15 protein-coding genes and 3 pseudogenes are annotated in these 25,260 nt (G+C 70.9%); 6 read left to right on the forward strand and 12 right to left on the reverse strand.

Annotated elements, in window-relative coordinates:
- Nucleotides 1-13 precede the first annotated feature (13 nt).
- Nucleotides 14-2,206, forward strand: a complete 2,193-nt coding sequence (locus AQI70_RS16045) for a prolyl oligopeptidase family serine peptidase (protein WP_062149644.1) — start codon at nt 14-16, stop codon at nt 2,204-2,206.
- A gap of 159 nt (nt 2,207-2,365) precedes the next feature.
- Here the strand turns inward: AQI70_RS16045 and AQI70_RS40920 are convergent.
- A pseudogene (locus AQI70_RS40920) lies at nt 2,366-2,515 on the reverse strand (ISAzo13 family transposase); the annotation flags it as partial.
- An 83-nt stretch (nt 2,516-2,598) separates the two neighbouring features.
- On the opposite strand from AQI70_RS40920, the pseudogene AQI70_RS16050 reads away from it, so the two are divergent.
- Nucleotides 2,599-3,066, forward strand: a pseudogene (locus tag AQI70_RS16050) (MFS transporter); the annotation flags it as partial.
- A gap of 37 nt (nt 3,067-3,103) precedes the next feature.
- Here the strand turns inward: AQI70_RS16050 and AQI70_RS16055 are convergent.
- The 10 genes and pseudogenes from AQI70_RS16055 to AQI70_RS16100 form a co-directional block, all read right to left on the reverse strand.
- Entirely contained in the window at nt 3,104-3,904 is an 801-nt protein-coding gene (locus AQI70_RS16055) for an ABC transporter permease (protein WP_062149647.1), read from the reverse strand.
- 1 nt (nt 3,905) lies between these two features.
- Nucleotides 3,906-4,709 carry an ABC-2 family transporter protein gene (locus AQI70_RS16060; RefSeq protein WP_062149650.1) on the reverse strand — a complete coding sequence of 268 codons (804 nt, stop codon included), beginning with the start codon at nt 4,707-4,709 and terminating at the stop codon, nt 3,906-3,908.
- Nucleotide 4,710: 1 nt separating this feature from the next.
- Nucleotides 4,711-5,719, reverse strand: a pseudogene (locus AQI70_RS16065) (ABC transporter ATP-binding protein).
- A gap of 124 nt (nt 5,720-5,843) precedes the next feature.
- The gene (locus AQI70_RS16070; protein ID WP_062149653.1) at nt 5,844-8,720 is read right to left on the reverse strand and encodes a glycoside hydrolase family 2 TIM barrel-domain containing protein; all 2,877 of its coding nucleotides are present in this window, start codon (nt 8,718-8,720) and stop codon (nt 5,844-5,846) included.
- Between the two features lie 40 nt (nt 8,721-8,760).
- Nucleotides 8,761-9,651 (reverse strand): carbohydrate ABC transporter permease, encoded by an 891-nt coding sequence (locus tag AQI70_RS16075; RefSeq protein ID WP_062149656.1) that lies wholly within the window; start codon nt 9,649-9,651, stop codon nt 8,761-8,763.
- Nucleotides 9,648-10,613 (reverse strand): carbohydrate ABC transporter permease, encoded by a 966-nt coding sequence (locus AQI70_RS16080; RefSeq protein ID WP_062149659.1) that lies wholly within the window; start codon nt 10,611-10,613, stop codon nt 9,648-9,650. Before AQI70_RS16080 ends, AQI70_RS16075 begins: the two co-directional genes overlap by 4 nt.
- Nucleotides 10,614-10,633: 20 nt before the next feature.
- Complete coding sequence (locus AQI70_RS16085) at nt 10,634-11,893, reverse strand: ABC transporter substrate-binding protein (RefSeq protein ID WP_062149662.1); 1,260 nt, start codon at nt 11,891-11,893, stop codon at nt 10,634-10,636.
- A 232-nt stretch (nt 11,894-12,125) separates the two neighbouring features.
- Entirely contained in the window at nt 12,126-13,973 is a 1,848-nt protein-coding gene (locus tag AQI70_RS16090; protein WP_062149665.1) for a glycoside hydrolase, read from the reverse strand.
- Nucleotides 13,974-13,984: 11 nt separating this feature from the next.
- Nucleotides 13,985-15,232 carry an ROK family transcriptional regulator gene (locus AQI70_RS16095; RefSeq protein ID WP_062149668.1) on the reverse strand — a complete coding sequence of 416 codons (1,248 nt, stop codon included), beginning with the start codon at nt 15,230-15,232 and terminating at the stop codon, nt 13,985-13,987.
- A 126-nt stretch (nt 15,233-15,358) separates the two neighbouring features.
- Entirely contained in the window at nt 15,359-16,612 is a 1,254-nt protein-coding gene (locus tag AQI70_RS16100; protein WP_062149672.1) for an FAD-binding protein, read from the reverse strand.
- A gap of 122 nt (nt 16,613-16,734) precedes the next feature.
- Between AQI70_RS16100 and AQI70_RS16105 the strand changes: the two genes are divergently transcribed.
- From AQI70_RS16105 to AQI70_RS16115, 4 genes are all read left to right on the forward strand, one after another.
- Nucleotides 16,735-17,742 carry a hydroxyacid dehydrogenase gene (locus AQI70_RS16105; protein WP_062149675.1) on the forward strand — a complete coding sequence of 336 codons (1,008 nt, stop codon included), beginning with the start codon at nt 16,735-16,737 and terminating at the stop codon, nt 17,740-17,742.
- A 549-nt stretch (nt 17,743-18,291) separates the two neighbouring features.
- Nucleotides 18,292-18,435 carry a hypothetical protein gene (locus AQI70_RS39170; RefSeq protein WP_159042667.1) on the forward strand — a complete coding sequence of 48 codons (144 nt, stop codon included), beginning with the start codon at nt 18,292-18,294 and terminating at the stop codon, nt 18,433-18,435.
- A 149-nt stretch (nt 18,436-18,584) separates the two neighbouring features.
- Complete coding sequence (locus tag AQI70_RS16110; RefSeq protein ID WP_062149679.1) at nt 18,585-19,904, forward strand: radical SAM protein; 1,320 nt, start codon at nt 18,585-18,587, stop codon at nt 19,902-19,904.
- Between the two features lie 215 nt (nt 19,905-20,119).
- Nucleotides 20,120-21,610 (forward strand): cellulose-binding domain-containing protein, encoded by a 1,491-nt coding sequence (locus tag AQI70_RS16115; protein ID WP_062149683.1) that lies wholly within the window; start codon nt 20,120-20,122, stop codon nt 21,608-21,610.
- Between the two features lie 37 nt (nt 21,611-21,647).
- On the opposite strand, the gene AQI70_RS40655 is transcribed toward AQI70_RS16115, so the two are convergent.
- On the reverse strand, nt 21,648-25,226 hold the full coding sequence (locus AQI70_RS40655; protein WP_062149686.1) for a CHAT domain-containing tetratricopeptide repeat protein: 3,579 nt from the start codon (nt 25,224-25,226) through the stop codon (nt 21,648-21,650).
- Nucleotides 25,227-25,260 lie beyond the last annotated feature (34 nt).

Raw genomic sequence — 25,260 nt, forward strand, 5'->3', positions numbered from 1 at the left:
ACCCAAGGACACCATGCCCGCGCCGTCCCCTCACGGCCACCTGCCGGCCTACCCGAACGCCCCCCGTCTCGACCTGGTCGAAAACCTCCACCAGCATCAGATCGCCGACCCCTACCGCTGGCTGGAAGACCCCGTCTCCCCCGCCACCCGGCAGTGGCTCGCCGCACAGGACGACCTGTTCACCGCCACACGCGCCACCTGGACTGAGCGCCACCGCTTCGCGCAGCGGCTGTCCGGCCTGTCCGCCACCACCATGTCCGGCCCGCCCGTCTGGCGTGGCGGACGGCGCTTCACCAAGCGTTACGCCCCCGGCCGGCAGCACCCGGCCATCTACGTCACCAAGCCGTTCTGCGACGACGAGCGCGCCCTGCTCGACCCCCTCGCCCTGGACCCCTCAGGTCGCACCACGCTCGCACGCTGGTACCCGTCACCCGACGGCGACCTCGTCGCCTATCAGACCGAACAAAACGGCACCGAACACTGTCTGCTGCACGTCATCGAAACGGACACCGGCCGGCTCATCGACGGCCCGATCGACCGCTGCCGCTACTCGCCCATAGCCTGGCTGCCCGACAGTAAGTCCTTCTACTTCGTACGCACGGATGCCGACGTGCCCACGGGCGAGGAGTCCTATCACCGCCGCGTCTGGCTGCACCACCTGGGCCAGGACCCTGACGACGACGCTCTCGTCTTCGGCACCGGCCACGACCCGCGCAGTTACTTCGCCCTTTCCCTGAGCGCCGACGGCCGCTGGCTGATCATCGCCTCCACTGTCGGAACAGCGCCCGGCAACCGGGCATGGATCGCCGACCTGCACGCCTCACCCATGGACGATCCGGAATTCCAGCCGATCCAGACCTCCCCCCATGCGCAGACCATGCCCCAGACCGGGCCCGATGGCCGGCTCTACCTGCTGACCGATCTCGACGCGCCCCGCGGCAAACTCTGCGTGGCCGACCCCGCCGACCCCCAGGAGTGGACCGAGCTGCTGCCCGAGGACCCCGAGGCCGTACTCGGCGGCATCATGCTCCTCGACTCACCCGACATGGCTGCCCCGCAGCTCATAGCCGTCCGCCAGCGCCACGCCACGGCCGAGCTGGCCATCCACGACCCGCACACCGGTGAGCGGACCGGCACCGTGCCCCTGCCCGGACCAGGCGCACTGGCCGGCGTCTCCCAGCGCGGGGAAGGCGGACATGAGATGTGGATCGGCTACACCGACTACACCACCCCGCCCCGCATCCTGCACTACGACGCCCGCACCGGACACACCCGGCCCTGGACCGACCCTCATCACCAGGCGCTCTCCCGCAACGTGCAGACCCACCAGGTCAGCTACGCCTCCAAAGACGGCACCGAAGTGCGCATGCTGATCATCGCCCCGTCACGCAGCACCTCGCCGGGTGGTACGGCGTCCGACACGGAGCCCGCGACGATCCCGGGCATGCCGCCAGACCGGCCCCGCCCGACGATCCTGTACGGCTACGGAGGCTTCGGCCTGCCCATGGCACCCCAGTATTCGCCCGACATCCTCGCCTGGGTCGAAGCAGGCGGCATCTACGCCGTCGCCGGCATCCGCGGCGGCAGCGAGCATGGCGAGCAGTGGCACCGCGCCGCCATGGGCGCCTCCAAGCAGAACAGCTTCGACGACTTCCACTCCGCGGCCGAATACTTGATCACCCATGGCTGGACCACCCCTGAGCGACTCGGGATTCACGGCACGTCCAACGGCGGACTGCTAGTCGGAGCCGCCCTCACACAGCGCCCCGACCTTTACCGCGCGGTCGTGTGCTCCGCCCCCCTCCTCGACATGGTGCGCTACGAGAAGTCCGGCCTAGGACCGACCTGGACCCCGGAATACGGCACAGCCGGCGATCCTGAACAGCTCAACTGGTTGCTGGCCTACTCCCCCTATCACCACGTACAAGAAGGAGCACAGTACCCGGCCGTACTCTTCACCACCTTCGATCAGGACACCCGAGTCGATCCACTCCACGCCCGCAAAATGTGCGCAGCACTCCAGCACGCCACCACCGCAACGCTCGACGACCGCCCCGTCCTGCTGCGGCGCGAAGCCGACACCGGGCACGGAGCACGTTCAGCCGGCCGGACCATCGACCACTCGGCCGACACCCTGGCCTTCTTCGCCGCCCAACTCGGCCTCAGCGCCCGCGCCAGGCAGACCCAGGGAGAACCGCCGCACTGACCTGCACGTCACCTGGCTGACCCCGACGAGGTGGTGGGCACCACCATCCGGTGGTGCCCACCACCCCCGGGGTCTCTCCTCCCGGGCCCGGCTGCTGGTCAGCTCGTGCAGTCGCTGGGCGTGTTCGCCGCGCAGGGCGATGGCGCGGCCGAGCGCGGGAGCCATGGCCTTCTTCCGCCCACCACCGGGTCTCCGCACCCGGCTCAAAAGCTCCTCGCCGGGCTCCAACTCGTCCACGCCCTTACGGACCGTCGTCTCGCTCACCTCGGCCGCCCGCGCGACCGCCCGGATACCGCCGTTCCCCAGGATGGGAACAACACCCCGAAAATTCACAGCGATCAGCAGTTATGGACCCCGAAGTCCTTGCTGCCCTCATCGGTGTCCCCGCCAGCCTCAAGCACGACCTCGGCCAGGACGACGGCACCGTCATGGCCGTCGGCGCGCTCGGCACGATCACCGGTGCCCTGCTGGTGGCCCTGGTCCGCCGCCGGCTCGGCTTCGGAGTGACCTGGACCGGCGCGGTCGCGGTGTGCGGCCTCTCTTTCGCCGGGCTCGGCTGGGCAGGGGACGTACCGGTCGTCGCGGCCCTGAGCGCGGCCTTCCTGGCCTGCGTCGCCATGGCCGGCACCTGCTCGATGTCGCTGCGCCAGGAGGTGACGCCCGAGCCGTTGCTGGGCCGGGTCACCTCCGCGTTCTGGACCCTGCACTACTCGGCGGCCCCGATCGGCGCGGCCGTCCTCACCTGGGCCGCGGAACGGCACGGCACGGCCCCCGTCGGCCTGGTCGCCGGCGGGTGCTGCGTACTGATCGCGGTCGTCGCCCTCTTCACCCCGGTACGGCGGTCGGACCGCCGCCCCTGACCGCACGGCCCCCGCGCCGGGAGTGCCCACCTGTCCGTCACCCGTTCACCCCCGTGTAGTGCCGCAGCGCCCACCGCCACAGCACGCGCGCCCCCAGATACGCCAGCACGCCCAGCAGCGGTGAGGACGCCGCCAGCCAGTGGGGGACGGCGGTGTCGTGCCCGGTGAGGACGGCGGCCGGGAAGTAGGCGACGAACGCGAGCGGCAGGGCGAAGGTCAGGAAGCCGCCCACCGCTTTCGGCAGCACGTTCAGCGGATAGCTGCCGAAGGTGCCGAGCAGCTCCTCCAGCCAGCGGCTCCAGTAGTCCGCGGCCGGGAAGCGCAGGGCGGCCGAGGCCAGCCCCGTGAACAGGGCCGCCTCCAGCAGCATCCCGCCGATGACCGCGGCGATCAGATACGAGACCCGGCCCGCCGTCCAGTGCAGGTCGCTGCGGCTGACCGCGCCCGCCATCAGGCCCGCCGCCACCATCAGATCGCCGATCGCGTTGGTCGGGAAGTAGGCCAGCTGGACCTGGCGGTGCACCGGCATCGGCCGCAGCAGATAGACGTCGATCCGGCCCTCCTGGATCTGCCGGCCGACGAGGTGCATACGCCCCAGCAGCAGCACGAACAACCCGTGGGCGAGCATCCGGATCGCCGGGATCAGCAGCACGTCCGAGCTGTCCCAGCCGCCCATCCCGGTGAACCGCGCCAGCAGCACCGTCGCGAACACGATGACCGACACCTGCCAGATCGCGCCGGCCGCGATGTTCAGCAGGAACTCGGTGCGGTACTCCATCGCGGCACGGATGTTGAGCAGCGAGATCCGCCACACGATGCGCAGAGCCCTCAGCGACATCTCAGCCTCCCTGCGAGATCACGCGCCGCGCGGCCCGCCGCCACACCCACCGGGTGAGCAGCGCCAGCACGACGACCCACGCGGCCTGGACGGCCAACTCGGCCCCCGCCTCGGACAGTTCGATCCGGCCGACATAGAGCGACAGCGGCACGCTCAGCGTCGCCTGGAACGGCAGGAAACCGCTCAGCGTGAGGAACCAGTCCGGGAAGTACCACAGCGGCGCGTACACCCCGGACAGCAGGTTCTGCGCGAAGATCAGGATCAGCAGCGCGGAGTTGTTGCGGATGGTGAAGAAGCACAGCTGGTCGAGGACGAGCAGGACGTAGTACAGGACCCACTGGCCGAGCAGCATGCTCACCGCGAACACCCCGGCCACGGCGGCCGACCTCGGGGGTTCCGCGACACCCGCGGCGAGGCAGACCGCGTATCCGCCCAGTGCCCACGCCAGCCCGTACAGCTGCTCGCCGAGGGCGCGCAGGGCGTAGTAGCGCTGGGGCGGGAGCGGGCGCAGGTACCAGTAGACGATCGTGCCGTAGTGCATGTGCTGGATCACGGTGTCCCGGCCCGTGAACTGGTCCAACTCCCTGAGCCGGGAGGCGAGTACGGCCATCACGGCGTAGCTGATCGCCTGCTCGCGGCTCAGCCCCGCGGTGGTGCCGGTCTGCGCGTACAGGCCGTGCCACAGGGACGCCACCAGGACCACCTGCACGGTCAGCCGGAGCAGGACGGCGGTCATCCGGGGCGGTGTGTGCAACTCGCCGAGCGGGGTGACGCGGGCGGCGCGCCAGGCGTGGAGCACGGCCACGTCAGGTCCCTTCCCGCTGCGGCTCGCTGTGGACGTAGGCGGCGCGCATCACGTCCTCCAGGTCCGCCTCGTCGATGCCGATGTCCGTCACCTCGAACCGCTCGACGAGCGCCTTGAGCGCCTGGTGCACGGTCGGCGCGCCCGGCCCGTCGGGACCGAGGACGACCCGCGGGCCGTCCTGCCGCAGCAGCGCGATGCCCGGCGGCGGGACGACCTCGGCGTGCGCGTCGGCGAGCGTCACCCGCACCTGCCAGGTCGAGCCGAACTTGCGGCGGATCTCGTCGAGGGTGCCGTCCAGGACGAGCCGCCCGTGGTTGATCAGGACGACCCGCTCGGCGAGCCGCTCGACCTCCGTCATGTCATGGGTGGTGAGCAGGACCGTACGGCCGCGCTCCTCCACCTGGTGCCGCAGGAACTCCCGCCACCTGCTCCTTCACCACCACGTCCATGCCGATGGTCGGCTCGTCGAGGAAGACCACCGGCGGGTCGTGCAGCAGGGCTGCCGCCAGGTCGGAGCGGACGCGCTGGCCGAGGGAGAGGTGACGGACCCGGGTGTCCCAGAAGGAGGAGAGGTCGAGGAGGTCGTCGAACTCCCTCAGCCGTGCCGCGTGTTCGGCCTTCGGCACCTCGTAGATGTCCCGCAGGATCGCGAACGACTCGCGCACCGGGAGGTCCCACCACAGCTGGGTGCGCTGCCCGAACACCGTGCCGATGTTGCGGGCGTTGCGTTCGCGTTCCTCGTACGGCACGACGCCCGCGACCCGGGCGTCGCCGGCGGTGGGGGTGAGGATGCCGGTGAGCATCTTGATGGTGGTGGACTTGCCGGCGCCGTTCGGGCCGAGCAGGGCGAGGAGTTCGCCGGAGGCGACGGAGAACGACACGTCGCAGACGGCGTGCTTGGCGACTCGCTCGGGGTTGACCAGGGAGCGCAGCGCCCCGGCGAAGCCGGGACGGCGGACGGTGGTGTGGAAGGTCCGGGAGAGGCCGCGGACCTCGATGCTGCCAACCAACCGGCATCAACTCCCCTGATTCGAAAGAAAACCGCGGCCGGTCGGCATGGGTGCCGACCGGCCGCTGGCGACGCTCCGACACTCTCGGAAAGTCGATCAATCGGTCAATCGATTAACGGTCTTCTTACCTGGCGGTCGAGAACACGAACGAGAACTCCGTCGGCTCCGCCCGCAGGAAGTACTGCGGCAGCGGGCCCGGACCGCAGGACTGGGAGCCGATGCCGTGCTGGCCGTGGTCGAGATTGACCCAGACCGTGTCGCCCGGCGTGAGATCGGTGAGGTGCCGTGCGGCGTCCAGCTGCTCGTTGGTCCAGCGGCGCGCGCTGAACCAGAACTCCGGGTCGCCCTCGATCCGCAGCCCGCCGAGCTCCACCCAGCGCACGTCGGCACGGGCGCCGTTCTCCTGCGGGCGGACGTACGGCGTCTGCAGCTCGTCGACGGTGGAGTGCCAGCGGCCGATCATCGACGCCGTCCCGGTGTCCGGGTACGCCTCGCCGGGACCGCCGCCGAACCACCGCACCGCGTCCGCCTGCGGCAGCCCGAACCGGATGCCGAGCCGGGGCAGCGGTACCTTCCAGTCGCCGTCCGGCGTCACGGACACGGTCAGCTTCAGCCGCTCGCCGTCGGAGGTCCAGCGGTACACCGTGGCGAGGCCGAACTCCCAGGCGGCGGGCGCCACCCGGGTCCGGACGGTCAGCGTGTCGTCGCTCACCTCGACGGCGTCCAGGCGGTGGCGCATGCGGTGCAGGCCGTACTTGCGCCAGAGCATCCCGTAGCGGGTGTCCGTCTGCCACTCCGCGCCGTCGTCGTTGTCCGTCGGCGCCCGCCACACGTCCAGGCGCGGAGCCGTCACCTCGACACCGCCGATGGTCTTCAGTGCCCCCGTGCGGGCGTCGAACGAGGCCGGGCCGAGGGTGATCAGCTTCTCGCTCGCGGCGGGCCGATCGCTCGCGGCCACGGACGGCGACTGCCTCCCGGACACCGGGAACTGACCCCACGCGACCACGTGGTCCTTCGGCGCCCACGCCGTGTCGGTCGCGAGCAGCGCCCGTACGGTCCACTGGGTCTCGCCACCGGTCCCGTGGGCGGGCGGCTCCGGCAGCTTCACGTCCGCCGACTCGCCGGGGGACAGGTCCGGCACCGACAGGGCGCCCGCCTCGACCGTCTCACCGTCGACCTGGTACGCCCACTCGAAGGCGAGGCCCGACAGATCGGCGAAGTCGTACTTGTTGGTCACGCGTACGGTGCCGTCGGCGCCGTCGCCGTCGATGCGGACCGGCTCGATGACCTTCTTGTACTCGACGAGCCCGGGGGAGGGCGTCCGGTCCGGGAAGATCAGGCCGTCGCAGACGAAGTTGCCGTCGTGCAGCTCCTCGCCGAAGTCACCGCCGTAGGCGTAGCCCAGCTCGGGGTGCTTGATGCCGTGGTCGATCCACTCCCAGATGAAGCCGCCCTGGAGCCGGTCGTAGGACTCGAACAGCTTCTGGTAGTCGGCGAGCCCGCCGGGTCCGTTGCCCATGGCGTGCCCGTACTCACACTGGATGAAGGGCAGTTCACGGCGCTTGTGGGTGCCGCCGTCGAGCTTCTGCCCGATCTTCTCGACCTCGTCGTGGAAGGCGTACATCCGCGAGTACACGTCGGTGTCCCGGCAGTCCCAGTCGCCCTCGTAGTGCACGAGCCGCGAGGAGTCCCGGCCGTGGATCCACTCGGCCATCGCGGTCAGCCCGCGCCCGGTGCCTGCCTCGTTGCCGAGGGACCAGAACACGATCGACGGGTGGTTCTTGTCGCGCTCGACCATGCGGGCGGCCCGGTCCAGCAGGGCCGGGGTCCAGCGGTCGTCGTCGACGGGGTTGTCCCGCCAGGCCTGCTCGGTGAAGCCGTGGGTCTCCAGGTCGCACTCGTCGATGACCCACAGGCCCAGCTCGTCGCACAGGTCGAGGAAGGCCGGGTGCGGCGGGTAGTGCGAGGTGCGCACGGCGTTGAGGTTGTGCCGCTTCATCAGCAGCACGTCCTCGCGCATGGTCTCCAGGTCGAGGGCGCGGCCCTTCTCGGGGTGCCACTCGTGCCGGTTGACGCCCTTGAACAGGATCGCCCTGCCGTTGACCTTGATCAGGCCGTCCTCCAGGACGACCGTACGGAAGCCGATGCGCAGCGGCACGCGCTCGCCCGCCGTGACCAGCTCGCCGTCGTACAGCTTGGGCGTCTCCGCGGACCACGGCTCGACCGGGACCGTCACCGACTCGCCGGTCGCGATATCGATGTCCAGGGCGGGCACGGACACCCGCCCATCGACGTCGGAGTCGACGCGCAGGGTGCCCTCGCCGGTGGTGTGGTCGTAGTCGGCGTGCACGAAGAAGTCGAGGACGCTGCCCGGCGGGCGGTGCAGCAGCGTGACGTCACGGAAGATGCCCGGCAGCCACCACTGGTCCTGGTCCTCCAGGTACGAGCCGGCCGACCACTGGTGGACGCGGACCGCGAGTACGTTGCCCGTCGGCTTCAGCAGGTGTCCGACCGCGAACTCGTGCGGCAGCCGGGAGCCCTTGAACTCGCCGATGTCCGTGCCGTTCAGCCAGACCCGGGCGCAGGACTCCACACCGTCGAAGCGCAGGACGGCACCGCCCTCGTCCAGGGCGGGCCAGTCCTCCGGCAGATCGAAGAACCGCAGGTGGTCACCGGTCGGGTTCTCGGTCGGGACGCGGGGCGGGTCCACCGGGAAGGGGTAGAGGTGGTTGGTGTAAACGGGCGAGCCGAACGCGCCGTCGCCCTGCAGGACCCAGTGGCCGGGGACCGTGACCTCGGCCCAGTCCCCGGCGTCGTAGCCCTCCTCGGCGAACGAGTCGTCCTCGGCGTCGGCGGTCGCCGACACACGCAGGCGCCAGCTGCCGTTCAGGGACAGGGACTTGGCGTCCGAGGACGCGTACCAGGCGCGGGGCGGCAGGGCCCCGCGGCCCGGGGAGACGTCCTCTACGTAGGTGACGTCCGTGGTGGTGCGGAAAGACATCGGTCTCCAGGTCTTGGAAGAGGTCGCGGGAAAGGGAGCGTCAGCCCTTGATGCCGGTCTGTGCGATCCCCTGCACCAGCCAGCGCTGGAGGAAGAGGAACACGAACAGCAGGGGCAGGATGGAGATGGCGGTGGCCATGAAGATCAGGTGGTAGTTGACGGTCTGGTTGGTCATGTACGACGAGAGCGCGACCTGGACCGTCCAGGCGCTGGGGTCCTGACCGATGACCAGCGGCCACAGGAAGGCGTTCCAGCCGTTGATGAAGGTGATCGTGGCGATCGCCGCGAAGAAGTTCAGCGAGTTCGGCACGACGACACGCCAGTACGCGCCCCAGTAGCCGAGCCCGTCCACGCGTGCCGCCTCCTCCAGCTCCTTGGGGAACCCCAGGAAGTACTGCCGGAACAGGAAGCAGGTGAAACCACTGAACAGGCCCGGGATGATGAGACCTCGGTAACTGTCCACCCAGCCGAGGGACGACACGAGGACGAAGCTCGGCACGAAGGTGACGGCGGCCGGGACCATCAGGGTGAACAGGACGGCGTAGAAGACCTTGTTGGCGTGCCGGTAGGGGATGCGGGCGAGGCCGTAGCCGGCGAGCGAGCAGATCAGCAGGATGCCGACCGTGTGCAGGACGCCCACGACCAGCGAGTTCCACATCGACTGGGCGAAGTCGACCGTCGTGTCGTCGAACGGCTCGGTGATGTTGCCCCACTGGATGTCCGTGGGGAAGAACTTCCAGTTCTCACCGGTGATCTCGGAGTCGGTCGACAGGGAGTTGCGGATCAGCAGGTAGAAGGGGACCAGGAAGAGCAGCGCGGCGATGCCGGTCGCGAGGTACAGACCGGTGTTGCCGATGACTCCGCCGCCGCGCCTGGCCTTGACCGGCTTGGGTGCGGACTGGTTGTTCACGTCGGGTGCGGTGGTGGTCACTTGGACTCCTCACCCCTTCCAAAGCCCATGATCTTGCCCTGGAACAGGGTCACGACGCAGATCAGCAGGGTGAGGATCACCGCACCGGCGCTGCCCCTGCCGTAGTCCTGCTCCTGGCCGAGGGCGATGTAGTACAGCTCGACGAGGGGCGGCCGGCCCCAGGTGGTGCGGGCGAGCAGGTTGAAGAACTCGTCGAAGGCCTGGTAGGCGGCGACGAGCAGCAGCAGGATCACGGCCGTCGAGGTGGCCCGCAGCTGCGGCAGCGTGATGTGGCGGAAGGTCTGCCAGCCCTGCTTGGCGCCGTCGATGGCGGCGGCCTCGTACAGCTCCTTCGGGATGTTCTGCAGCGCGGCCAGGAAGAGGATCATGTAGAAGCCCGACTGCAGCCACAGACGTGCGGTGACGATCACCAGCCAGTACCACGGGGGATCCGGGTTGGCGAGCCAGGCGATGTTCTCCACGCCGAACCAGCCCAGCACAGTGTTCGCCAGACCGAAGCGGACACCGTTGAAGATGGACATCTTCCAGATGAGGGAGGCGGCGACATAGGAGCACGCGGTCGGCAGGAAGAACACCGACCGGAAGAACGCCCGCATGAAGCGCAGCCGGTTCACCAGGAGTGCCAGGCCCAGCGACAGCGCCCAGGTGGTGGGCACGATGATCGCGGCGAACAGGGTGAAGGTGACGAGCGAGCCCATGAAGTCGTCGTTCTGCAGCATCTCCCGGTAGTGGGCGAAGCCGACGAACTCGCTCGGTGTGACGGTGAAGCGGGCCTCGAAGAAGCTGAGGTAGATGCTCCAGCCGATGGGGATGTAGACGAAGACGAGGAGACCGGCCAGGAACGGGCCGGTGAAGAGCCAGAAGTTGAAGGTGCGGCTGCCTCGCAGCCTCCGCCGCGGCCCGGCCTTGGGGGCCTTGGCCTTGGCGGGGCGTGCGAGGTCGCGCGTGGTGGTGGTCGACATGGCGCGATCCGTCCGGGGGCCTATCCGAAGAGCTTCTTGAGTTCGGCGTTGACCTTCTTGTCACACGCGTCGAGCGCGGCCTCCGGGTCGCCGTCCTTGCGGACGGAGTTGGCGAAGACGTCCTCCGTGGCGGTGATCATCGCCTGCGTCCAGCCGATCCGGTCGAAGTGGCCGAACTCGTTGAACAGCTTCACGCCCTCGGCCGGCAGGCCCGACTTCAGCTTCTCGGCGGACTGGGCGATCGAGGTGCGCGGCGGGATGTGGAAGCCGTAGGACAGGGCCCAGTCCTCCTGGTACTCCTTCTGATCGATCCACAGCCACTTGACGTACTCCTTGGCCGCGTCGACGTTCTTGCTCTTGGCGTTGACGAACATCGACCAGCCGCCGTTGTAGACCGCGGGCTTGCCGGCGTCGCCGACCTTCGGGAACGGCATGATGCCGAGGTCGTCGCCGAGGGCCTGCTGGAACTGCGGCATGGCCCACATGCCGCACCACTGGATCGCGCACAGACCCTGGTTGAGCGCGGAGGGGTCCCAGAAGTCGGCCGGGGCGTCGAGGAGCAGGTCGCCGCTGGTGAAGAGCTTCCGCATCTGCTTCAGGCCCTCGACGACGCCGTCCGTGTGGTAGGCGATCTCGTTCTTGTCGTTGAGGGTGTCGGCGCCGGCCGCGTAGATCATCGGCTGGATGACCGCGTGCAGGTCGTTGCCGAGGAACACGCCCTTGACCTTGCTGGTGGTGAGCTTGGCGGCGGCCTCGACCAGCTCTTCCAGCGTGGTCGGCGGCTGGACACCCGCCTTCTCCAGCATCGACTTGCGGTAGAAGAAGAACTGCGGGTCGTCGATCATGCGGACGCCGTATATCTTGCCGTCCACCGTGTGCGAGGCGATGTCCGCCTGGTTGAAGTCGTCCTTGACCGGCGCGACGATGTCGGTCAGGTCCGCCACCTGACCGCTCTCGATGAGCTGATACTGCGGGTGGAACTCGAACAGGTCGGGTGCCTGGTCGGTGAGCAGCGCCGCGAACAGCTTGCTCTCGAAGTTCGAGCCGGTGATCCACTGCGTGGTCACGTTGGCCTTCTTGTACGCCTTCGCGTACCGCTTGATGGCCTGCTCGGTGCCCGCCTCGCCGTACGCGTGGAAGTACTGGACGAGACCGTTGCCCGAACCGCCGCCACGGCCCGTGTTGCTGCCGCACGCGGCGAGCGTGCCGGCGGCGGTCAGGCCCAGGGCGGCCCGCAGAACGGTACGGCGGTCCCAGTTGTTGTTGCTCAATGCCGACATGCTGACGTCCTTGTCTCTTGTCCGGCTTGCGGCTGAAGCGGCATGGCTCTGCGGCTCAGCGCCAGTTGGCTCAAATGGGGTTGCGGTGCGGGACGTTAACCTTCGGCTAAGGCTTCGGCAAGGGGTTGGACGAAGTCTGCACGAAGCGTTGTGCAACGTTCGGAATACCGGACGTGAGGGGGTCGCGGGCCACCGCACCAGCGGCCCGCGACCCCCCTTCAGGAGACGCGGGTCACTGCCGGAACCAGGCCTGGTTGGTTCCGCCGTTGCAGGTGTACACGCTCACCTTGCTGCCGTCGGCCGTCGCCTGCCCGCCGACGTCGAGACACCTGCCGGAGGCCTCGCTGACGATCTGCCCGTTGGAGTTCAGCAGCCAGCGCTGGCCCGCGTCACCGGTGAACTCGGCGGACGCGACAAGACCCGAACTCCCCACCGTCAGATAGCCGTTCACGCCCTTCAGCGCGCCCCGCCGGTCGTACGACCACGACTGCTCGGCCCCGCCCGTGCAGGTGCTGATCGCCGCGCCCGAGGCGTTTGCGGTCAGGCACTTGCCGGACTGCTCGCCCTGCCAGGCGCCGGTCACCGCCGAGGTGGCGCCGAACGGCTTCTGGGCGAGGACGTACGTCGTGATGGAGCGGGCCGGCAGCGAAGCGGACACGGTGCCGCCCTTCACCGACGGCTTGGCCACGTTCGCCCAGTTCTCGTCGGCCGACGTACGCACCGCCTTGGTCGCCCACAGCGGCGACTTGCTGTTGAAGTGCAGGTCCAGCGCGGTGTCGGTGGTGTTGTGGTTGTTGACCACGACCACCCACTTGCCGTCCCGGTCGTACACCGAGGCCTCCACGCCCTCCGGCAGCCCCGTCACGTCGTGCATGACCGAGCCCGGCTTCACGAACTTGCTGTACTGGCCGAGCGCGTAGTACCGCTTGGTGAAGTACAGCGTCTGGTTGCCGTTGGCGGCGTAGTCGGGGTCGTAGTAGATCAGGCCGTCGTTCCAGCCCTGGTCGTTCTTCGCCAGCGGGTCGGTGCCGATCATCTCCGACAGGGCGACCCACCAGTGGAACGCCGAGTCGTGCGCGGTCGCGAAGTCCTTGTAGATGATCCGCGACAGGTTCAGACCGCCGTCGATCGTCGGGTCGTACTCCTGCGCCCAGCCCGTGCCGCCCTTGCCGAAGCAGCAGATCTCGGTGGACCAGGACGTCTTGCCGACCGACTTCGCCGTCTCGTACACCTTGGCGCGGTCGGCATCCGAGGGGTTGTCGTAGGTGTGGTGGGCCAGCTTGTCGACGTACTGGGCCGTGCCCGGCTCGTTGATCCAGCGGGGGACCTCGTCGTTGAACTTCACCGTGCTGGTGGACTCGTCGGCGATGATCCCGGTCCGCTGCTTGCGGGCCTGCTGCTCGGCGCCCAGCGCCCGCACGATGTCGTCGCGCTGCGGGACGTCGACGAGCATGCCCTCCTGGCCGCAGGAGTCGAAGCTGTTCGTCGGCTCGTTGAAGGGGCTGATGTAGTCGAGCCGGACGCCCTGCTTGGCGAAGCGGTCGGTGACGTCCGCGATGTACTTGGCGAAGTCCTGCTCGTTCTCCGTCTTCAGATGGCCGCCGCAGCTCTTGCCGTTGGTCTTCCACTGGGCGGGCGCGCTGTTGACGAAGCCGATCAGGTCCTCGACGCCGTACTTGGCGGCGGCGTACAGGAACGTACGGCCCGCCTTGTCCCGGCTCCAGTCGTACGTACCGTCGTCGCTGAGGAAGTCCTCGGGGGCGCGGGGCGCGTAGGTGACGCCCGTGCCGCCGCCGCCGATGTTGTAGCGGTAGGCGCTGAGGTCGAGGCCGTCCTTGGAGAACAGCAGCTTGGCGACCCGGGCCTGGACCTTCGGGTCGAAGTTCTTGAGGTCGTTGACCCACCACGCGCCGGAGGCACCGATGTTGTCGATGGCCTGGGCGGCGTGCGGGGAGACCTCGGCCGCCGGGGTGTCGGCGGCGCCTGCGGGCGGGGCGGATATGAGCGGGCCGGCGACGGCCAGCGCGGCGGCGGCCGTCAGCAGAGCTGATCTTGTGCGGTGGGGGTGGGTCACGTGCATCCCTTCTGTCGTCACGAAGGTGGTGCGGTACGGCTCCTTGCAGGGGTGGTGCGTTTCGCGACCGTCCTCAGACCCACGGCCTGGAGGGCGCCTTCGAGTGCGAACGTCGCCGCGCCCAGGCAGACCGGGTCGGTGGGGATGGGGGAGAGGACGATCTGGGTGGCGGCCAGGGGCCGCCTGAGCGCGTGCCGGGCGACGGCCTCGCGCACCTCGTGCAGCAGCGGTTCGCCGAGAGTGGCGGCGACCCAGCTGCTGAGCACGACGACTTCGGGGTTGAACAGGTTGACCAGGTCGGCGATCCCGGCGCCCAGGTAACGGGCGGTGTCCCGGACCACCTTGAGCGCCACCGGGTCGTGCGCGGCGACCCCACGGGCCAGCGCGTCGATCGTGGCCGTCTGGTCCTCGGGGTGCAGCAGGGCGCTGTCGGCGGCCAGTTCCCGCAGGTTCACCATGATTCCGGGGGCGCCGACATACGTCTCCACGCAGCCGTGGTTGCCGCAGTGGCACAGCCGGCCGTCCAGCACGAGCGTCGTGTGGCCCCACTCGCCGGCGCTGTTGCTCACACCCCGGTGCAGCCCGCCGCCGAGGACGAGCCCGGCGCCCACGCCGGTCCCCAGGTTGACCACCACGGCGTCCCCGCTGCCGCGCGCGGCACCGAACCACAGCTCGGCCACCGCGCAGGCACGCAGCGGGTTGTCCATGTAGAGCGGGTAGGCGATGTGCTCGGAGAGCAGGTCGAGCAGCGGCACGTCGTGCCAGTCCCAGTTGGGCGCGTACTCGGCGACCCCGGAGTCCCGGTCCACCTGCCCCGGCACGCTCACCCCGACGCCGAGCACCCGCGCGCCCTCCACCCCGGCCTGCGCCACCACCGAGCCGACGGCGGCGGCGACATGGCCGACGACCTGCTCGGGGCGGCTCTCACCGGGGCGCATGTCCTCGTCGGCGCGGGCCAGGACGTTCAGCGCGAGATCGAAGAGCTCGACCCGGACGTACGTCTCCGCGATGTCGACGCCGATCAGCGCGCCCCCGGAGGTGTTGACGGCCACGAGCCCCCGGGGGCGGCCGCCGGCCGAGTCCTCGAACCCGACCTCCGTGATCATGCGGAGGTCGAGCAGCTCGCCCACGAGGGTGGCGACCGTGGCGAGACTGAGACCGGTGGCGGCCGCCAGCTCCTGCCGGGAGGTGGGTGAGGTGGCGATGATCTGGCGCAGCACCTCGTAGCGGTTCGCGGTGCGGATGTCGCGTGATGTGCGCTTCACCGGATCAGGCCCCCATCCCTTTCGCTCAGGCCGGGTCGTCGTCGGCACCGGCGCGGCGCAAGGCTATGGCGTGCGCGGGCTTTCGACAAGGGGTTAGGAAAGGGGGTTTACGAAGTCTCCCCGAGGTCAGTCACCCAGTATGTCCTGCACGAAGGCGTTGGCGAACTTCCGACCCGGGTCCAGCTCCCGCGCCAGCACCCGGAAGTCGGCCAGCCGCGGATACCGCCCGCGCAGCACCCGCGCCGGCACCGCGAACACCTTCCCCCAGTGCGGCCGCGGCGCGAACGCGTCCAGCGCCTCCTCCAGCCGCCGCACCACCGGCACCACGGCGGCCGTGTCCTCGATCCAGGTGAAGTGCAGCGCCACGGTGTCCCGTCCGTAGGAGGGGCTGAGCCACTGCTCGTCGGCGGCGACCGTGCGCACCTCGCAGGTCTGCAGCACCGGGGCGACCGTGTTGCGGATCTTGTCGATCGCCTGCAGCGCCTCGACGGCGTACGACCGCGGCAGCAGATACTCCGACTGCAGCTCGGCCCCGCTGCTCGGCGTGAACTCAGCCCGGAAGTGCGGCAGCCGCTGGTGCCACGGCCCCGGTGTCCCGAACTGCCGGGTGCAGTTCTCCGCGGGCATCCCCGGCACCGGGTGCATCTGCTCGGTGGCGGGCGCGGCCCACGGGACCTCGGGCAGCGGCTGGTCGGTGCGCCGCTTCAGCCACACCTGCCGGAAGCCCGGCTCCCGCCAGTCGGTGAACAGGCTCACGCTGTACGCGGACGCCATCACCGTCTCGAACCTCCGCGAGTCCAGGCCGTCCAACGGCAGTTCGGTGAAGACGTGCTGCTCGACCTCGAAGGAGGGCTCCAGATCCAGGGTCAGGGAGGTGACGACACCGAGGGCGCCCAGCGAGGTGACGGCACCGCCGAACCGCTGCTCGTCCCGCCCGACGGTCACCACCGACCCGTCCGCCGTGACCAGCTCCACCTCCCGCACCGCCGCGGCCAGCGAGCCGTTGCCGACCCCCGACCCGTGCGTGCCGGTGGCGACCGAGCCGGCCACGGAGATGTGCGGCAGGGACGCCATGTTGGGCAGCGCGAGCCCCTGCGCGTCCACCGCGCGGGCGAGTTCGGCGTACCGTACGCCCCCCGAGACCCGCACCGTACGGGCCGTGCGGTCCACGTCGATCACCGGGGGCAGGCCGGCGACGGACAGCAGGACGCCCTCGGGGCCCGGCTCGGCGAGGTCGTTGAAGGAGTGCCCGCTGCCCAGCACCCGCACCTTCTCGCTCCCGGCCACCAGGGCCCTGAGCGCGTCGAGCGAGTACGGCCGGTGCAGCTCCTTGGTGGTGTAGGTGATGTTGCCCGCCCAGTTGGTGATGGTCTCCGTCATCCTTGCCGTCCTCCCCGGTGAGTGCGTGTGCGTTGACCCTCTCATCCGCGGCTACCTACGGTAGAGATCGTTTTCCATGCCCCTGTTTCCCCTCCCACGTCGCCGATTCGGAGGCCACCTCCTTGCCCCAGCGCCCACAGGCCCTGTTCGCCATGACCGCCGAGTACGTGCCGCAGGTCTTCCCGCCGGAGGTGCTGGAACGGCTGCGGGAGTCGGTGGACATCGACCCCGCCCTGGTGGCCGAGGACCTCACGGACCCGCGCCTCGAAGAGGTGCTCGCCCGCACCGAGATCCTGGTCACCGGCTGGGGCTGCCCCCGCCTCGGCCCGGCCGTGCTCGATGCGGCACCCGGGCTGCGCGCGGTGCTGCACTCGGCGGGCTCGGTCAAGAGCCTGGTCACGCCGGAGCTGTGGCGGCGGGGCGTGGCGGTGAGCTCGGCAGCCGTGGCCAACGCGCAGCCGGTCGCCGAGTACACGCTCGCCATGATCCTGCTCGCCGGGAAGGACCTCTTCGCCGCCCGCGACCGCCTGCGCACCGAGCGGGCCTTCCCCGGCTGGGGGCTCGTCCCCGGCATCGGCAACCACGGCCGCCGGGTCGGCGTGATCGGGGCCTCACGCATCGGCCGCCGGGTGATCGACCTCCTGCGCCCCTTCGACCTGCGGGTGAGCCTCACCGACCCCTACGTCGACGAGGCGGACGCCGCCGCGCTCGGCGTACCGCTGCTGCCGCTGGACGACCTCCTGCGCACCTCGGACATCGTGACCGTGCACGCCCCCGAAACCCCGGAGACCCGCCACCTCATCGGCCGCCGCGAGCTGTCCCTGATGCCCGACGGAGCGGTTCTGATCAACACCGCACGCGGCGCCCTGGTCGACCACGAGGCCCTGACCGCCGAACTCCGCACCGGCCGCCTCTCCGCGATCCTCGACGTCACCGACCCCGAGCCACTGCCCGCCGACTCACCCCTGTACGACCTCCCGAACGCCTTCATCACCCCACACCTGGCGGGCTCCCAGGGCAACGAGGCGGCGCGCCTCGGCCTCGTGGTGGCGGAGGAGGCGGAACGCTTGGTGGCGGGTGGGGCGTTGGCGTATCCGGTCGACCCGGGGGCGCTGGGGCGGGAGGCGTGAGCGGGCGGGGCGGGGTGCGGTGGCTGTGTGGCGCGGGGGGTGCTGGTCGACCGGGGGTTTCGATCGCCGGGGGCTCTGCACCGGTGGTCTCTCCGCGCGGCTTCGATGGCGCCGACCTCGGGGCGGCGGGGTCTCGGGCGGCGAGGCGGGCCGTGTGGGGGTTGTGGTGGTGGAGGCGGAACGGTTGGTGGCGGGTGGGGCGTTGGCGTATCCGGTCGACCCGGGGGCGCTGGGGCGGGGCGGGGTGCGGTGACTGCGTGGCGTGCTGGTCGACCGGGGCGTCTTTGATCGCCGAGGGCTCTGCACCGGTGGTCTTTCGGCGCTCTTCGATGGCGCCGACCTTGGAGCGGCCGTGGGGCGGCGAGGCGGGCCGTGTGGGTGTTGTGGTGGTGGAGGCGGGACGGTTGTTGGCGGGTGGAGGCTCTGGCGTATCCGGTCGTCCCGGGGGGCCGGGGCGGGAGGTGTGAGCGTCTGGAGCGGGGCGTGCTTGCTCGACCGGAGGGGGGCGATCGCTGAGGCTCTGCACCGGTGGTCTTTCCGCGTTCATCGATGGCGCCGACCTTGGAGCGGCGCATGGCGCGGGGCGTGCCGCTTGAGTGCGGGGTCGTGATCGCCGAGTTCCGCGCCGGTCGGCTCTCCGGGGTCCTCGACGTCACCGGTCCCGAGCCGCTGCCCGTCGACTCGCCCCTGTAGGACCTGCCGAACGCCTTCATCGGGCTCCCAGGGCAACGAGGCGGGCCGCCTCGGCGCCGCGACTGGCCCCCAGGGGGCCCCGGCGCCGCTCACGTGGGGGCAGGGGCATACCGTGAGGAGTCGTACGCCTGAGCCGGGAGGAGATACGGATGGGTAGCCGCACGGCACTGGTCGAGGGTCTGATGGAGCGGTTCCCGCACGTTCCGCGGGAAGCCGTCTTCAAGGAGGATCTGCTCCGGGGCGGGGTGGCCTTCGACCCGTCGGCCCTCAGCGACAACGAGGGCGGAGAGGTCAAGCCGAAGTCGTACTTCATCTTCTCCTTCGACCACGGCACCCTGCCCGAGCTCGGCGAGGCCGCGCTGCGTCGCCCGCCGGAGGAGATCATCCTCACCGGTGGGCCGTACGACCTGCGGCGTACCGTCGTGTCGGTGCGGGTGAACCCGTCCTCGCCGTACCGGGTGGCCGCGAACGAGGACGGTGTGCTCGGGCTCTACCTCGACGGCAAGCGGATCGCCGACGTCGGCGTGCCGCCCATGCCGGAGTACTACCGGCACACCCTCGCCAACGGGAAGTCGGTCATGGAGGTCGCCCCGACCATCCAGTGGGGCTACCTGATCTACCTCACCGTCTTCCGGGTCTGCCAGTACTTCGGCGCCAAGGAGGAGTGCCAGTACTGCGACATCAACCACAACTGGCGCCAGCACAAGGCGGCCGGCCGCCCGTACACCGGGGTGAAGGACGTCGAGGAGGTCCTGGAGGCCCTGGAGATCATCGACCGGTACGACACCGCCAAGGCCTCCACCGCCTACACCCTCACCGGCGGCGCGATCACCAAGACGGTCGCCGGGCGGGACGAGGCCGACTTCTACGGCCACTACGCCAAGGCCATCGAGGAGCGCTTCCCGGGGCGCTGGATCGGCAAGGTCGTCGCCCAGGCGCTGCCGCGCGACGACGTGCAGCGCTTCAAGGACTACGGCGTGCAGATCTACCACCCCAACTACGAGGTGTGGGACCGGCGGCTGTTCGAGCTGTACTGCCCCGGCAAGGAGCGCTACGTCGGCCGCGACGAGTGGCACAGGCGCATCCTCGACTCGGCCGACGTCTTCGGCGCCCGCAACGTCATCCCCAACTTCGTGGCGGGCGTGGAGATGGCGGAGCCCTTCGGCTTCACCACCGTCGACGAGGCCATCGCCTCCACCACCGAGGGCCTGCGCTTCTTCATGTCCCACGGCATCACGCCCCGCTTCACCACCTGGTGCCCCGAGCCCACGACCCCGCTCGGCAAGGCCAACCCGCAGGGCGCGCCGCTGGAGTACCACATCCGGCTGCTGGAGGCCTACCGCGCCACCATGGACGACTTCGGCCTCTCCTCGCCCCCCGGCTACGGCCCGCCCGGGCCCGGCCGCGCGGTGTTCTCGGTGAGTTCTTTCATGGACAGTCTTCCGGCGGAGGAGTCCGCGACGGTATAGGTGACGGTACGGCTGAGACGGACGGGGCTCACGTCCGTACAAGAGGCTGGAGTTGCTGGGGCGCGACGGCCTGTCATGACATCTGAACACCACATCTGAACACCGCGCTTGTCAGTTGTGTCGGAAGCGTGAAAGGCTCATGCCCTGCCGCGAGGTTCCCCCCAACTCCGTTGCCAACATGGCGAGTTGACCTCGCATGTGGATGCAGGAGACCCATGCCCGACCTGCCGACCCCCCAGGACGCCACCGAGGCCGCGCTGTTCTCCGAGTGCTGGGACGCCGTGCTGTCGTACGCCGACCTGTGCACGGCCGGCTCCGCCGCTGCGAGCCAGCTGGCCTCGCAGGCGTTCTCGACCGGCATACGCGAGGCCCGCGACGCCGAGGCCGGGACCTTCAGGATCGCCGGCCGCCGCCCGGCCCGCCTGCCCCGAATCCCCCTGCTGCTGACCGCCGTACGCACCACGGCGGCCGCCTGGGAGGAGAGCGGGCAGGGCCACAAGCTCGACCCCGACCTGCGCCTGTGGCTCAACTCCGACAAGGCCGCCCGCTACACCGGCGCGCCGCTGCAGCGCCCGCTCGCGCTGCGCGGACTGCGCGACCTTCAGGAACCGGACGCGGCACTGCTGTGGCTGGCCGAGGTGGAGGCGCTGCCGCCGGCCGTGGTGGCCCGCCGGCTCGGCCTCGACCCGGCCACCCTCTCCGACGAACTCATCCAGGTCCGGGGCCTGTTCAGGGACCGCTGCCAGCGCAACCACCTCGACACGCCGATGGACGCGCAGTGCCGCAGCTACGCCCGCCTCCTCGACGCCGTCACCCGCTCGGCCGCCGCCGACACCCCGCCCGACCTCTCCCGCCACCTCGCCACCTGCGTCCAGTGCGCCGAGGCCGCCGCCTGTCTGCGGCTGCACGGCGGCGGACTGCCCGGGGCCCTCGCCGGCGGCGTGATCGGCTGGGGCGGCCTCGCCTACCTGGAGCGCCGCCGCCGAGCCGCCGAGGTGCGCCTGGGCGCCGGACGCCCCGAACCGGCGGACGCGGACGCCGGCCCGCCGAACCCCGGCGCGCACAAGGCCCGCGTCGTGCGCAACGGCCTCCTCGTCGCCGCCGTCCTCGTCTCCCTGCTCGCCCTCGCGGTGTCGATGATGCCCGGCGGCTCCACCGGTGACGGCGGCACGGTGGCCGACGACCCGTCCGACCGCCAGCCGGTCGCCGGCCCCGGCTTCTCCGCACCGGTCACGGCCGCCACCCAGCGCCCCTCGAAGTCCCCGGAGCCGTCGGAGAGCTCGCCCCGGGCCGAGTCGCCCGAGCCGGAGAAGCCCCGCCAGGAACCGCACGGCACCAACTCCGCCACGGCCGGCAAGGACGATCCGGACCCGTCCACGAGCCGGCCGGCGACCTGCAGCGCCCAGTACGACCTCGTCAACGAATGGCCCGACGGCTTCCAGGCCACCGTCACCGTCACCACCGAACGGGCCCTGGACGACTGGCGCGTCGCCTGGTCCTTCCCCGACGGCCAGCGGGTCGGCCAGATGTGGGACGCGAGCTTCGCCCAGAACGGCTCCCGGGTCACGGCCACCGCCGCGGACTACAACCGGACCGTCGCCGAGAACGGCACCCTCTCCTTCGGCTTCATCGCCTCCTGGGAGGAGGAGAACTCGCCGGCGTACGACTTCGCGTTGAACGGGCACAGCTGCACGCGGGCCGACTGACCCGGCCTGGCCGCCGGTCACGGTCCGACGTGCAGGGTCACGGTCCGACGTGCAGATAGGCCGCCCACCGCAGCGGATCCGTCGGGTCCTGCACGCGCTGCGCGGCGACCGCGGCATGCAGCGCGCGGGCGGCCCCGGCGGCGTCCGGCACACCGGTGCCGGTCAGCGTGGCGTAGACCCGCGCGGCCACGTCCGCGGCCGAGCCGTCCTGCACCTCCCACATCGTCGCGATGGCATGCCGGTAGCCCGCCGCCTGCAGGGTCGAGGCGAGATGCATCGCCTCATCGGGCAGGTTCACCGCGCCGAAGGCCGTCTCGCAGGCCGACAGATAGGCCAACTCCGCCTGGGGCAGCTCCAGTTCCAGCAGCTCGGCCGCGGTGAGCCGCCCGTCGTACAGGGCGAGCGAGCTCGCCGCCGGATCCCTCTCGTCCTGCTCCGCGTGACAGGCGAAGTGCACCCAGGCGTGCTCGTGTAGAGCCTGCCGCACGGCCCCGCGGGTCGCGTCCCGCCCGAGCAGTCCGACAGCCCGCACCCCCGCCGGGAGGCCGGCCAGCAGCTGCGCGCACTCCCGCTCCACCGCCGGCAGCACGGGCAGGCCCGGCGCCTGCGGCACACCCACCACGACCAGCCCGCCGAAGGAGCCGCCGCGCGCGCCGCCCTGCCGGGCCCGACGCAGCGCGGTGAGCGTCGAGGCGTACGAGGAGACCACGCGGTCCGGCACGGAGCGGGCGCCGCCCGGGTCCGCGGCGCCGCCATGGCGCGGATACCGCCCGGCGGCGTGCAGGGGCAGCAGCGCCAGCCGCCCCGTCGGACACCACCACAGCCGGGGCGGCTCCCGGTCCGTTGCGCCGCGGATGCCGACACGGTCCAGCACGGGCTCCGCGATGCTGACCCACAGCCACTCCAGCAGGTCGTGCACGGCGTGCCGGTCCTCCTCCCGGCGCAGGAAGGGCCGCTGCGGCCGACGACGGTTCGCCAGGACGTTGAGGAACGTGAGGACCCGCCGGGTGACCGCCTCGTCCGTCAGGCCGGGCAGCTCGACCACCTCGACGGGGGCCGGGGCGCCGCGCACCACAAGGGCGTGGCAGGCGATCGGGCTGACGTTGACCACGACGACCGGCCCGCCGTCCGCCGCCGTGCGCAGGTCCTCGTACGGGACGGGCGCGAGGAACCGCTCGAAGCCGTCCAGCCCGCGTGCTTCGGCGAGCAGTTCGTCCCACTCGCGGCACAGCACGGCCCGCTCCCGTGCCACCCGCTCCCGCGCGAGGGGAGACACCAGGACGGCGTCGGACATCTCCGCCGGATCGGCGTCCGCCGCCAGCCGGCCGGTGTCGAGGCGCTCGCGCACCCGGCGCATGCGGTCCGCCAGCGCCGGGGCCCGTTCGGCGAGCCGTGACAGGTCGCTTCGTGTGCGCAGGAGCTGGTTGTGGACGACCGTCCGGCCCTGTTCGAGCAGTTCCAGCGCCCGCTCGGGCGCCCCGGCCAGGATGTGGCAGGCGGCGGCCGTGGAGGCGATCCCGGACCAGTCGGTCAGATGCCGTTCACGCGCCGTTCTGGGCAGCCCGTGCCAGGCCAGCTCGGGCAGCAGGAGCAGCGCACGGTCGTATCCGTCGGTGGCCAGGGCGAGGTCGCCGAGTTCGACGCCGGCCCGGCCCCAGTCGGAGCGGCATTCCATACGGAGTTGCTGGGTGGCGTAGGGCATCGCGTCGGCCCGGCGCCAGCACTCGACGGCCTCGTGCAGGTCGGCCCGGTCGCCGGTGTGCTGGTAGCGCCGCCGCAGCAGATCGCCGAGCCGCCGCCAGGCCCGGGGCTGGAAGACGTCGTCCGCACGCGCCGTCGCCACGGCCTGCCGGGCGAGGGCCACGGGGCGGTCCAGCGCGTCCCGCTGCCTGCCGTGACCGGCGGCCAGGGCCACGGCCAGACCGCCGAGGAGCGAGCCGTACGCATGGTGGGCGGGGGCGGTGGCGGCCACCGCCCGCTCGGCGGTCTCGATCGCCTCCTCGACGTCCGCGCGGTTTCCGGTCTGCTCGAAGCGGAGCAGGAGTATGCGGCTGAGCAGGGACAGGAACTCTCCGAAGCGCTCGTGGCTGCGCGGGACCGTCCTCGTGGCCTCCCGCTTCCACTTCACGGCCTCGTCGAGGACCGCCGGATCGAAGGTGTTGTCGTACCGCTCCTTCAACGCGTCGGCGAGATCCCCCATGGCCACGGCGCGGTCGCTGTCGGGGGAGGCGGCCGGCTGCACGTCGAGCGCCCTGGTCAGCAGGCGCACCGCACGGTCCAGGTCCGCCTGCTCGAACGTGCGGCGGTACCGGAGCAGATAGCTCCGCGCGAGGCTCTGCAGGGCGATCGGATCCTCCGCCGTGGCGGATACGGCCTGGGCCCCCAGCCGGATCGCCTCCTGAAGGTCCTCGGCCGCGTCCAGCCGTTCGTAGCGGATCCGGTACGCGTTGGCGTGCTCGGCGAGCCGGCGCCCCCGGGCGCGGTCGGTCGGAGCCGTCGCGTCCAGGGCCTGCCGGCCGTGGGCGATCGCGCTCTCCAGGTCCGCGAGTTCACCGGTGCGTTCGTGCTTCCAGAGCAGCGCCCAGGCCAGCTGCGCCCGCGCCTTCGCGCGCTGTGCCTCGGGCGCGGTGGCCAGCAGGGAGCGCAGCAGCCGGAGGGGGGAGTCGAGGTCCGCCGGGTCGCCCAGCCGGTCGTAACGGGCGCTGAGCCGATGGGTCAGCGACGCCGCGAAGTCGAGCCGGTCGGGGTCGTCGGGCCAGGCGCTCTCCACCGCCTCCCGGGCACGGTCGCACGCCTCCTGGAGGTCGGCGAGGTCGTAGGTGTGCTCGTACCGGAGGTACAGGGCGAACGCCAGATGATGGAGGCGGCGCGCCCGGGCGTGGCTGTCGACCGGCGTCGCGTCCACCGCCTCGCGGCCCGCCGACACGGCCCGCTCCAGATCGGGCCGCCGGCCGGTGCGCTGGTAGCGCGTGGTCAGCAAGGTCGACAACAGCATGAGGCGCCGGGACAGTTCGGGGTTTTCCTCCGCGGTGTACGTGATCGACGCCTCCCGCAGCCGGATCGCCTCGTCGAGGTCGGCGGTTCGGCCGCCGAGCTCGAAGCGGTGGAACAGCGCGGTGGAGAGGTGGGACAGGGGCAGCCCGGGTATGTCGGGCCCGCCCAGGGCCAGTCCGACCGCCACCCGGTAGTGGCTCACCGCCTCGTCCAGGGCCGCGGCGTCCGGGTGCCCGGTGCCGATGGTCCGCTCGTACTCCCTGATCAGCCGGAGCGCCTTCTGATGGGCCTCGTAGGCACGCCGGCCGGCCTCCTCGACGGCCTCGTGGAACGTCTCCGGCACATCGGCGGGCAGCAGCCGGGCCCGTAACAGCAGCAGCCGCAGCGCCTCGCCGTAGTCCGCGTATCCGTTGTCCCCCGGCCGGACCTGGTGCCGGGTCATGTGGAACGTGACCAGGGCGTCCAGGGCCTCGATGTCGACGGCGCCGTCGTTCCGCACCATCAGCGACCTGAGCCGGGCGGCCTCGGGCAGGGCCGTGTCCTCGAACAGCGCGGACGTGTCACCTTCGTCCCGGTGTCGCGCCACACGGTCCAGCAACACGGTGATGAGGGAATGAGGCACCGTGTCACTCTAGTGGCGCAACTCACGGCAACGG

The sequence above is a fragment of the Streptomyces curacoi genome (assembly GCF_001513975.1).
Taxonomy (GTDB): domain Bacteria; phylum Actinomycetota; class Actinomycetes; order Streptomycetales; family Streptomycetaceae; genus Streptomyces; species Streptomyces curacoi.

Coding starts and splice junctions, on each gene's coding strand:
- AQI70_RS16085 (WP_062149662.1), bottom strand. CDS start 11,893: ATGTCGGCATTGAGCAACAACAACTGGGACCGCCGTACCGTTCTGCGG.
- AQI70_RS16090 (WP_062149665.1), bottom strand. CDS start 13,973: ATGCACGTGACCCACCCCCACCGCACAAGATCAGCTCTGCTGACGGCC.
- AQI70_RS16115 (WP_062149683.1), top strand. CDS start 20,120: ATGCCCGACCTGCCGACCCCCCAGGACGCCACCGAGGCCGCGCTGTTC.
- AQI70_RS16100 (WP_062149672.1), bottom strand. CDS start 16,612: ATGACGGAGACCATCACCAACTGGGCGGGCAACATCACCTACACCACC.
- AQI70_RS16080 (WP_062149659.1), bottom strand. CDS start 10,613: ATGTCGACCACCACCACGCGCGACCTCGCACGCCCCGCCAAGGCCAAG.
- AQI70_RS39170 (WP_159042667.1), top strand. CDS start 18,292: ATGGCGCCGACCTTGGAGCGGCGCATGGCGCGGGGCGTGCCGCTTGAG.
- AQI70_RS16070 (WP_062149653.1), bottom strand. CDS start 8,720: ATGTCTTTCCGCACCACCACGGACGTCACCTACGTAGAGGACGTCTCC.
- AQI70_RS16045 (WP_062149644.1), top strand. CDS start 14: ATGCCCGCGCCGTCCCCTCACGGCCACCTGCCGGCCTACCCGAACGCC.
- AQI70_RS16055 (WP_062149647.1), bottom strand. CDS start 3,904: ATGTCGCTGAGGGCTCTGCGCATCGTGTGGCGGATCTCGCTGCTCAAC.
- AQI70_RS16110 (WP_062149679.1), top strand. CDS start 18,585: ATGGGTAGCCGCACGGCACTGGTCGAGGGTCTGATGGAGCGGTTCCCG.